The following is an 11,033-nucleotide window of genomic DNA, read 5'->3' as shown; positions in this document are numbered from 1 at the left end:
AATTATTATTCAAGGAGCATGCCGTGGACCTGGATAGGACTGTCCGAAAAGCTGTTATTCCCGTTGCCGGAAATGGAACCCGTTTCCTGCCTGCGACGAAGGCTATGCCGAAGGAAATGCTGACAATTGTTGACAGGCCTGTCGTTCAATATGCCGTCGATGAAGCCATGCAGGCTGGTATCGAACACATCATCTTCGTCACCAGCCGCAATAAAACTGCCATCGAGGATTATTTCGATAGCGCGCCTGAGCTCGTCAACACGCTGACCCGTGCTGGCAAGACGATGCAGGTTCTTCAATTGGAAAAAATGCTACCGCTTGCTGGAACCGTAAGCTACACACGCCAACAGGTTCCGCTCGGTCTCGGTCATGCTGTGTGGTGCGCAAGAGAACTTGTCGGAAAGGAACCATTTGCATTGTTGCTTCCCGATATGGTGTCTTATGGAGCGCGCGGATGTATCTCAGGTCTGATGGAGCTTTATGAAGAGGTGGGTGGAAATATTCTCGGCGTTGAAGAGTGCCAGGCTGAGGAAACATCTGCCTACGGCATCGTCGGCATGGGTAAAACCGTAAATCATGGTTTTCAGGTCACCGAAATGGTCGAAAAGCCGGAGCCTGCCGAGGCTCCATCCAATTATTACCTCAATGGTCGTTATATTTTGCAGCCTGAAATCTTTGACATTCTTGCCAAACAGGAGCGCGGCGCTGGCAATGAGATTCAGTTGACGGATGGTATGAAGCGATTGGCAGAAACACAGCCGTTCCACGCACAAAAATTTATCGGGCGTACCTTCGATTGCGGTAGTAAACAGGGATTTATCGCTGCAAACGTCGCCTTCTCGTTGATGCGCTCTGACATGGAAGCCCAGGTTTTGGCTTCCATCAAAGAACTTGTCTTAAACCATGAAAGCCGCGTCAAGGCGGCCTGACAGCACAAAAATCCGGACGCGGGAAGGCAGACAAAGACTGGCTTTCCGCTCGCAATTTTAAACACAAGGTGGGTCCATGCACCACAAGACCTTTAAATCGAACATGAATTTCCCGGATTCGTCCAAGGATGCCGACACGTTTATCGACCTCGACCGCCTTTGGGCTGCCGTTGTGCGGCGTGCAAACATCATCGGTGCATGCGTTATCGCATCCATGGTTCTGGCTGGGCTGTATCTCGTGTTCGCGACTCCTGTTTATACGGCGATGACGCAAGTCCTGCTGGACGACAGCCTGTCGCGCTACGCGGAAGATGAATCCCCCGTTCCTGCCGCTCAGGTTATCGACAACCGCATTGCCAGCGCGGTCGAAATTCTGAAGTCCAAGGAAATGGCTCTGACGGTTGTTGACAAAGCTCAACTCGATCAGAGTGACGCAATCGTCAATCCGCCGATGACGCCGATGGACCTCGTCAAGTCTTCCGTCAAAGGCGTCGTTGATCTGCTGACGCCGAACTCCCCGCCGGTATCTGAAGCGGCAATGCGCAACGGCCTTCGCGAAAAAGCAGCGGCGGTCATTCAGCAGGCACTGACGGTTGAGCGCGTCGGGCGAAGCTCGGTCATTGCCATATCCATCCGCTCGATAGACCGGCAGTTGGCGACGCAGATCGCAAAAACTTACGCGAACTCCTATCTCACGGAACAGCTGAACGCGAATTTCGACGCTACCGAGCGCGCATCCGTCTGGTTGCAGGAGCGTTTGACAGACCTGAACCAGCGGTCTCAGGCCGCATCTCTCGCCGTTGAAAAGTACAAGGCGGCCAACAACATCGTTTCGTCGCGCGGTGAGTTGATGTCGGAAGGCCAGCTCGCGGATTTGAACGGACAGTTGATTGCCGCACAGGCAGATGCCGCAACTGCGTCGGCGCGCTACAATCAGTACAAGTCGATTACCGATCAAGGCCCGGACAACGCAGTCAACAACGCCATCGTTTCTGCCCGTGATACGGACAATTCCGTCATTCAGGATTTGCGCAAACGCTACATCGCAATCACAGATCGTGAGCGCGGCGTCGTTCAGCAATTCGGCAAGGACCACCCGCAGGCCATCGCGCTGGCGAGTGAAAGAGGCGATTTGGCGCGCCAGATCTACCAGGAACTGCAGCAGCTTACGGGCAGCTTCAAGAACGATTTCGATGTGACGCAGTCGCGCGTTCAGTCCTTGCGCGAAAGCATCGACCGGGTCGCAGGGCGCAACTCCGAAGCCAATATGACTCTGGTCAAGCTTCGCGAGCTTGAGCAGCAGGCAGCTGCATTGAAAACGCTTTACGAATCCTACCTCGGCCGCTTCGAAGAGGCGTCGCAGAAGCAGTCGTTCCCGATTGCCAAGGCTCGTATCATCTCCGATGCCGGCCTGCCGACATCACCGTCCAGCCCCAAGAAGACGATGACCATGGCGCTTTCGATTGTGCTGGGTCTGATGCTCGGTGGTGGTGTTGCAGCCATTTTGGAGTTCCGGGACAGATACTTCCACACCGGCAACGATGTGCGCGACAATCTGCGCATGCGCTTCCTTGGCTACCTGCCGTTCATCGGTGAAAAGGGCGTGGATGCAGCAAAGACGGAAACGGGTGCGGCGACGCCGGAGGTTCCCGACAGCGACATCGAGGAAAACGGGCAGGTCTCGTTCCAGAAGATGTTGCGACTTGCGGTGGACAGCCCCCGCTCCAGTTTCACCGAAACGTTGCGTAATGTGAAACTGACGGCGGACGTGGTCATTCAGGAGAGACAGTGCCGCGTGATCGGCGTCATCTCTTGCCTACCCAACGAAGGCAAATCAGTCGTCGCACTCAACTTGGCAGGCCTCATCGCGACAACCGGCAAACGCACGCTTGTTGTTGATGCCGATATCCGCAACCCTGGCCTCAGCCGTATGTTGACCACCCGCCAATCCGCAGGTCTTGTGGAAGTCGTGCTGGATGAAGTGCCGTGGACGAAGGCCGTAAAGGTCGACAGCCGTACCAAAATGGGCATTTTGCCGGTTTCGACCAGCAACCAGTTCGCGCATTCCAGCGAGTTGCTGGCATCTTCAGGCATGCGCAAATTCATGGAATCGGCGCGGGAAGCCTGCGACTACATCATCGTCGACCTTGCGCCTGTGGTGCCGGTCATCGATGCCAAGGCCTTTGCCTCGCAGGTGGATGGCTTTGTCTTCGTGACCGAATGGGGCAAGACCCCCATCCAGATGGTACAGAACCTGATGAGCCACGAGCCCGAAATCGCCAACAAGACACTCGGCATCGTACTCAACAAAACCGACATGACCGAGTTGCAGCGTTACGCCGGTCCTGGCGGTTCTGAACATTACCACGAGCAGTTCTCGGCCTATTACGGTGACGCAAAGAAGACGGTCAGCGAACCAGCTTAAATCAAAAACAAAATGCCCGCTTCATGCGGGCATTTTTTTGAACAAGACGCTGGATTTGGTACGAGCTTTTACGCATTGATATCGCAAAAGATTTTTGCGCAGGACACTTCATCTATGGCTCACCCAATCGCGTTCGTTTCCCGCACGACAGAAGCCAACGAGGCTGAATGGATAGAAATCCTAGCCTCAGCATTGCCGGATGAGACAATTCTGTCGATCAAAACGATGACCGCCGAGCAAAAGACGCAGGCAGAAGTCGCCATTGTCGCGAACCCTGATCCAGCGGATATTGCAACGCTGACCGGGCTGAGATGGATTCACAGCCTGTGGGCAGGCGTTGAGCGTCTCGTGGCAGAACTGGGTACCACAGCCCCACCGATCGTGCGCCTGACAGACCCGGAACTGTCGCGCGTGATGGCCGAAGCGGTGCTCGCATGGACCTATTATCTGCAGCGCGACATGCCAGCCTACCGACGAAACCAGCAAAGCGCCGTCTGGAAAGAGCTGGAATACCGGCATCCGAAAGATGTGACCGTTGGAATACTCGGGCTTGGCACATTGGGTGCTGCGGCAGCTGCACGGTTACGCCAGGCAAGTTTCAACACCATGGGTTGGAGCCGTTCACCCAAATCGGTAGAGGGTATCGAGACGCTTTCTGGTGAACCCGGCCTAAAAGCCCTGCTGGAAAAGAGCGATATTCTCGTCTGCCTCGTCCCGCTGACCGCCGATACCAAAGGGTTGCTGAACAAGACCCGCCTCAACTCCATGAAAAAAGATGCCGCTGTCATCAACTTCGCGCGCGGCGCGGTGATCGTTGCAGATGATCTGCTAGACGCTCTCGACACAGGGCATCTTTCCCACGCCGTGCTGGACGTTTTCGAACAGGAGCCGCTTTCGGCGCAGTCTCCATTCTGGTCGCATCCGAACGTGACGGTTCTTCCGCATATATCCGCGCCAACGAACCGGCAGACATCTGCCAGCATCGTTGCCGGGAACATTCAAAACTGGCGCCGGACGGGTGTTCTGCCAGCGACAGTCGACATGGCCCGGGGATACTAAGCCTTAAACATCAGCGCTCAAAGCTTGGGTGATGGCGAAACGCACATCATTTTCGTCATAAGGTTTGCACAATAGAACGGACCCGGCCGGGGCATTTTTCGGCAGGAAATTATCGCCCGTTGCAAACACGATGCCGATCTCAGGCTTGTGCGTTTTGATGAACAAGGCAAGGTCGGAGCCGCTCATGTCAGGCAAACCCACATCCGTGACGAGCACGTCGAACTCTTCGCGTTGAACGAGATCCATGGCCTGCATGGCATTGGCCGCCTCTATCACCAGGTGACCGCCCTCCAAAAGAATATCGGTCGTGTTCATTCGGATGAGGTCGTCATCTTCAACCAACATGACCCGCATCGACGTCTTGGATCGCAACTTGGCGAGCGTCGCCTGTTCCGACGTGCGGTCACGGCTGGCTTCTGCGCGCTGTTTCTGGTTGGCGATGACGTGGCGCAGGCGTCGGGCAAGCGCTTCGCGCGTGTAGGGCTTGGACAGAAGCTCCACACCCGCATCGAGTTTGCCGCCATGAACGATTGAATTTTCGGTGTAACCTGAGGTGAAGAGGATCGCGAGGTGCGGCAAACGCTCTTTGGCGCGTCGTGCCATCTCGCTGCTTTTCAAGGGTCCAGGCATCACCACATCGGTAAAGATGACATCGATCGGAATGCCGCTTTCGGCAACGGTCAAGCCAGCCTGCGCATCCCGCGCGGTCAGCACCCGGTAGCCGAGGTCGGACAAAGTTTCGACCACGGTGCTTCTCACCTCATCGTCGTCCTCTACCACAAGAATGGTTTCGGTACCGCCGACGATCGGGCCATTCTGTATGACGACCTCCCGGTCCTCGTCCGAGTGCGAACGTGGCAGGTAAATCTTGACCGTCGTGCCCTGACCGATTTCGCTGTAGATCTTGACGTGTCCGCCAGATTGTTTGACAAAGCCATACACCATGGACAGGCCAAGGCCCGTCCCTTTACCTTCGGGCTTGGTCGAGAAAAAGGGTTCGAACACCTTGTCCATGATCGCAGGTGACATGCCAGAGCCTGTATCCGAGACTGCCAGCATGACATATTGTCCGGCCTCGACCTCAGCATGCGTGCGTGCGTAATCCTGGTCCAGCGCTGCGTTTCCAACCTCGATCGTCAGTTTACCGGAACCCTCCATCGCATCACGTGCGTTGATCGCAAGGTTCAGCAGTGCATTTTCCACCTGCGTCGGATCGGCATAGGTATTCCACAGGCCACCGACCGTGATGACCTCGACCTCGACCGCCTCACCAAGGGAGCGTCGCAACAGGTCATCCATTCCGACAACGAATTTGCCGACATTGATGACACGTGGTTCAAGCGCCTGGCGGCGGCCGAAGGCCAGCAACTGACTGGCGAGTTTCGCGCCTCTGCTGACGCCCGCCAAAGCATTTCCAACGCGACGTTCGGCGCGCTCATTGCCAGCGACATCTTTTGCAAGAAGCTGAAGATTGCCCGCAACGACCTGCAACAGATTGTTGAAATCATGCGCAACGCCGCCCGTCAGCTGCCCGATCGACTCCATTTTCTGCGCCTGTTGCAGCGCCCTCTCCGCATGCCGACGCTCGCTAATCTCAGCGGCCACACGCGTCTCAAGACCTTCGTTGAGGTGTCGCAGCTGCTCTTCTGCGCGTATGCGATGGCGAATTTCGCGCTCCAGATTGGCAGAATGCTCTTTCAGCGTTGCCTCTGCACTGCGCTGTTCGGTGATGTCAGTGTGAACACCGACCCATTCAATAATCGTTCCGGCGACGTCCAGAATGGGAATGGCGCGAATGGCAAAGGTGCGGAAAACACCATCATGGCGGCGAACACGGTGCTCCCAAACGTAGGTGGACTTGGTCGCGACGGCTCTGTTCCAGCTGTCGATGGAGCCTTCACGATCATCACGGTGAACAGCGTCCGCCCAGCCATAGGCCTGATATTGGTCGAAAGTCTGGCCCGTTAACTCGGCCCAGCCGTGCTGTTCGCCAATCATTTTGCCGTCTGGACTGTTGGTCCACAACACACCGTGAACCGCACTGACGGCAGCGCGGAAACGGTTGTTGCTGACCAATAGCTCACGTTCCACACGTTTGCGGGTTTCGATGTCGATAATCAGAACATAGCAGCCGTCGATATCACCTTTCGAGCTGCGGCGCGGGACATAGCGGATTTCGGCGGCGCGGGTGATGCCGTCGGCGCACGGAATTTCCGCATCGTTGATGACTGTTTCCCCGTCGAGTGCACGCTCGATATATGGGCGTCGTTTCTGATAAAATACGTCGCCAACAACGTCCGAAACTCTGCGTCCCAACACCTCTTCAGGGCGGTGATTGAACCACTCGAGATAGCCCTGATTTGCAAATCGGTAGATGTGGTCGTGATCGATAAAGCCGACGAGGATCGGCAATGCGTTGGTCAGCCGGCTCAGCTCTTCACGGCTGGCGGCCAGTTCCGCAACGGCTTTGACCTTGTCGGTGTTTTCAAGCACCGTGCATAACACGCCGTCGACCGTGCCTGCATCGTTGTGGATGGGTGTGTAAAACAGATCGAAGATAACGTCTTCAGGTCGCCCGAGGCGGTTCAGAACCAATGTCTGATCGCGAAATGACTGGACCTCGCCGCGAAAACCAGCTTCGAGGATCGCCTTGTTCCAGTCCCAAATCTCTGGCCAGATGTCCGGAACAGTGCCGCCCAGCGCTTTGGGATGGTAGTTGCCGGCAATCTCGATATATCCGTCATTGTAGATCATGACGTGATCCGGTCCCCACATCAAAACCTGAGGGATCGGCGAGTTGACGACGGAATTCACCTTGTGGCGCAGATTGGCGGGCCATGATGACATCGGCCCCAGCGGGGTTTTCGCCCAGTCGAACGCGCGCACCAGTCTACCGGCTTCACCGCCACCAACCGGCCATTGGCCGAATTCAGAGATATCAGTCATCAAAAATCACCAACGAGAGCGCCTGCTCTCATCCACCCAAGCCGCAGTCACAACAGAACTGACAGGCACCACCCAATGCATGCGAAGACGCTTATCAAGCGTTTTTTTAGCGCCGACGCAATAGCCCATCGTGCGATATCGTTAGCCAGCGTGTTTCAGCCAGTCGATGACACCTTTTGCAGCGGCTTTTCCCGTCGCGAAACAAGCGGTTAGGAGATAACCGCCTGTGGGCGCCTCCCAGTCCAGCATCTCGCCCGCAATGAAGATGCCGGGAAGCGATTTCAGCATGTAGTCCGCATCGATGGCATTCAAATCGATTCCCCCGGCGCTGGAAATCGCCTCCTCAATCGGCCGTGTCGCAACAACCGTAATCGGCAGGGCTTTGATCAGCGCGGCAATCTCGACCGACGACATGCTGGACAGGTCAGGCACGGACTCCCGCAACAGCGCAATCTTGATGGGCGACAGGCCTGCGGCCTTCCGCAATTTGTTCGACAAACTATCCTTTCGGGACTGTTTGGCCAACGCGTCCGAAAGACGCTCTTCGGATCGCCCCGGCGCCAGGTCAACCATAAGGCTCGGCTTGTCGCCTTCATTCAAAGCGTCACGCAGACACGCACTGTGCGCATAGATCAAACTGCCTTCGACGCCGTGTCGAGTAATGACGAACTCTCCGTCATAACGTCCTGCTTTCGAGCTCACGGTGACTGATTTGACGGGCTCACCAGCAAAACGTTCTCGGAAATGATCACTCCAATTGACGTCGAAGCCGCAATTGGCAGGCTGAAACGGATTGATGGTGACACCCTTGTCCATCAACCATGGAACCCAGGCGGCATTGGACCCAAGCTTCGGCCAGCTTGCGCCACCAAGCGCGAGAAGCACAGCATCCGCGTTCACGACAGAACGGCCGTCAGGGGTATCGAATGTCAAAGCATCGCCTTCGAAACCGGTCCAGCGATAACGGGTTTTGATCTCGACTCCCTGCTGCTGCAACGTCGACAGCCACAAGCGCAAAAGCGGCGATGCCTTCATGGCCACCGGAAAAACGCGGCCGGATGTGCCAGTAAATGTCTCCTGCCCAAGCGACAGCGCCCAAGACCGGAGCTCGTCTGGCTTAAAGGCATAGAGTGCGGATGACAGCATCCCCTTCGCCTCGCCAAACCGGGTAACGAACTGTTCGTATGCCTCTGCATGTGTAATATTGAGGCCCGACTTTCCCGCCATGAGAAATTTGCGAGCAACCGTCGGCATCGCCTCGTAGACGGTGACGGCAACACCGGACGCAGACAAAATTTCCGCCGCCATCAGCCCTGCCGGTCCGCCCCCGATGATCGCTACGTGCTTGCCCTGCATGGCCGAAATTTCCACCGCTGTTTTCGTCTTCACCCGCCTTATAACGATTTGCCTGTCGCGGTACATGCGCTAATGAAACCTCATGTTCACCCTCAATCGCCTCGAAACCCATTCTCAGGACATAAAGAAAAGCCGGTTCATCGCGTGGGCCAGTCCTGTCACGGACGATCAGGCCGCAAAACGCTTTATCGAAGAGCGTTCGGATGCCACCGCCAACCACAATTGCTGGGCATGGCGGCTTGGTCAGGTTTACCGTTTCAGTGACGATGGTGAGCCATCCGGCACGGCTGGCAAGCCCATTCTTCAGGCGATCGACGGGCGGTCTCTCGATTGCGTGGCAGTGGTTGTCACACGATGGTTCGGCGGCATCCTCTTGGGTAGCGGTGGCTTGATGCGTGCCTATGGCGGAACCGCTGCAACCTGTTTGCGAAACGGCGAAAAAACGCCGGTGATTGCGACGATCACCACAAGCCTCGACTGTGGCTTTTCCGATCTGGCGCTGGTCAAGGCCAGACTTCTTGCCATACCGGACCTGACGATTAACGCAGAGAACTTTACCGATCGCGGTGCACGCCTGTCTTTAGCGGTCCCTGCATCAAACGCAGACGAGATCGCCCAGATGGTCAAGGACCTGACGAGCGGTCGCGTAACGCTTCCTTTGCCTCAATCCTAGGCATCCCACCTCGCCACAGCCCAAATTTATGCTATGAGGCAGCATGTCATCCGCGCTTTCAAACCCGCTTTATAATCCGCCCATGGAGCCTTATGTCTCGGTGCTCTACCGCGACGATGATATCGTGGTGCTCGACAAACCGAGTGGCCTGTTATCCGTGCCCGGTCGCGATCCCGCGCTCTCCGACAGCCTGGCGACAAGGGTTCAAAAACAGTTTCCCAAAGCCTTGATGATCAATCGGCTCGATAAGGATACGTCCGGCATCGTCCTCATGTCGCTCAACCGGAAAGCGCACGCGGCTATCGCATCACAGTTTGAGAATAGGACGACCAAAAAATCTTACAATGCCGTGGTCTGGGGCGAAGTGACCGAAGACACTGGGCTTATCGACCTTCCGCTTGCGATCGATCCCGACAACAAACCGCGCCATCGTGTGGACCACGAGACCGGCCGGGCTTCGCAAACCGAATGGCAAGTCCTTGATCGCCTTCCCCTTCCCGCAACACGGCTGCGGCTTCACCCTTTGACCGGGCGCACACACCAGTTGCGCGTCCATATGAAGGCAATAGGTCATCCCATTCTGGGTGACGTATTTTACGCGGATGGTGATGCGCTCAAGGCAGCAGATCGCTTGCTACTCCATGCGGAAGAGTTGAGTTTCAGACATCCTGATGGTCGCGACGTGACGTTCAATATTCCATGCCCATTTTGAGATAAAGATGACGGACAAAGACGGCAACGAGCGCTTTATCGTGGATTTCGTAGGGGGAGCTGTCGGTCACAGATTGCGCTCTGGAGAGGGGCGTGGGCAGGCACTTGCAAAAGCGGCAGGCCTGAAAAATGGCAAGATACCCGATATCGTCGATGCGACGGCAGGTCTCGGGCGTGACGCATTCCTGCTCGCATCGCTGGGAGCGAGGGTAACGCTGATTGAGCGATCACCCCAAATGCACACCATGCTTCAAGACGCGATTGTGCGTGCAAGGTCAGAAGGTGGAGTTTACGAGGAAATCGTTTCGAGGATGACACTGGTTCACGGTGACTCGCGTGAGATTATCCCGACTCTGTCGCCTGAAGTAGTCCTGATCGACCCGATGCATCCCCCGCGCCACAATAGTGCTTTGGTGAAGAAGGAGATGCGTATTTTGCGGGAGATGGTGGGCTCTGACCCTGATCAGATCGAACTGATGCAGGTTGCACTGGCCCATGCGAAAAAGCGTGTCGTCCTGAAATGGCCGCTCCGCGCCGAGCCAATGCCCGGCATCCGCAAGCCATCGCATCAATTATTGGGAAAAAGTACGCGTTATGATGTCTTCATGATCTTAACCGCTGATACATCCAAATAATCAGCGGAACACCGGCTTTCTCTGAGCATTCATCAAAAGCTCGTGGCGCGAAGCGAATTCCCCAAATAGCTTGCGTAAACGTGTTTCTTCGGTTTCATCCAACCGATAGCGGCGGCAAAATTCCACGACGCTCTGGATCGGCTTCACGTCAGCCGCTTCCATTTCCCTGTTGTCGATAACTTGCATGGCGTCCTCCTAGGAATTTCAACCGAGAAAAACTCTTTGGACATCAAAGTGTTCCATCTAAATTTTGAGTGATGAAATGTGAGACAACACGAATGCACACGGAGGAATCAAGT

The 11,033-nt window shown here is 55.9% G+C and carries 9 protein-coding genes; 6 read left to right on the top strand and 3 right to left on the bottom strand.

The features are described from left to right. The first annotated feature begins 23 nt into the window (after positions 1-23). The 3 genes from RRU01S_RS05620 (at position 24) to RRU01S_RS05610 (ending at position 4,413) form a co-directional block, all read left to right on the top strand. Positions 24-929, top strand: a complete 906-nt coding sequence (locus RRU01S_RS05620; protein ID WP_045229254.1) for a UTP--glucose-1-phosphate uridylyltransferase — start codon at positions 24-26, stop codon at positions 927-929. 76 nt (positions 930-1,005) lie between these two features. Then, entirely contained in the window at positions 1,006-3,354 is a 2,349-nt protein-coding gene (locus RRU01S_RS05615; protein ID WP_045229253.1) for a polysaccharide biosynthesis tyrosine autokinase, read from the top strand. Between the two features lie 114 nt (positions 3,355-3,468). Further along, complete coding sequence (locus RRU01S_RS05610) at positions 3,469-4,413, top strand: 2-hydroxyacid dehydrogenase (protein ID WP_045229252.1); 945 nt, start codon at positions 3,469-3,471, stop codon at positions 4,411-4,413. Between the two features lie 3 nt (positions 4,414-4,416). Here RRU01S_RS05610 and RRU01S_RS05605 read toward each other — a convergent pair whose 3' ends face one another. Beyond that, on the bottom strand, positions 4,417-7,359 hold the full coding sequence (locus RRU01S_RS05605; RefSeq protein ID WP_045229251.1) for a hybrid sensor histidine kinase/response regulator: 2,943 nt from the start codon (positions 7,357-7,359) through the stop codon (positions 4,417-4,419). Positions 7,360-7,500: 141 nt separating this feature from the next. Then, a complete protein-coding gene (locus RRU01S_RS05600) occupies positions 7,501-8,715 on the bottom strand; it encodes a TIGR03862 family flavoprotein (RefSeq protein WP_045229628.1) in 1,215 nt (404 codons plus the stop codon). A gap of 82 nt (positions 8,716-8,797) precedes the next feature. Between RRU01S_RS05600 and RRU01S_RS05595 the strand changes: the two genes are divergently transcribed. From RRU01S_RS05595 to RRU01S_RS05585, 3 genes are read left to right on the top strand one after another with little or no spacing between them, the layout of a single operon-like run. Then, positions 8,798-9,388 (top strand): IMPACT family protein, encoded by a 591-nt coding sequence (locus tag RRU01S_RS05595; protein WP_045229250.1) that lies wholly within the window; start codon positions 8,798-8,800, stop codon positions 9,386-9,388. Between the two features lie 43 nt (positions 9,389-9,431). Further along, positions 9,432-10,100, top strand: a complete 669-nt coding sequence (locus tag RRU01S_RS05590) for a pseudouridine synthase (protein ID WP_045229249.1) — start codon at positions 9,432-9,434, stop codon at positions 10,098-10,100. A 7-nt stretch (positions 10,101-10,107) separates the two neighbouring features. Beyond that, the gene (locus RRU01S_RS05585) at positions 10,108-10,734 is read left to right on the top strand and encodes a class I SAM-dependent methyltransferase (RefSeq protein WP_045229248.1); all 627 of its coding nucleotides are present in this window, start codon (positions 10,108-10,110) and stop codon (positions 10,732-10,734) included. On the opposite strand, the gene RRU01S_RS05580 is transcribed toward RRU01S_RS05585, so the two are convergent. Further along, complete coding sequence (locus tag RRU01S_RS05580; protein ID WP_045229247.1) at positions 10,735-10,920, bottom strand: hypothetical protein; 186 nt, start codon at positions 10,918-10,920, stop codon at positions 10,735-10,737. Positions 10,921-11,033: the final 113 nt, after the last annotated feature.

Origin of the sequence: Agrobacterium rubi TR3 = NBRC 13261, assembly GCF_000739935.1 — a bacterium.
Classification (GTDB): Bacteria; Pseudomonadota; Alphaproteobacteria; order Rhizobiales; family Rhizobiaceae; genus Agrobacterium; species Agrobacterium rubi.
This window is presented reverse-complemented; position numbering and strand designations above follow the sequence as displayed.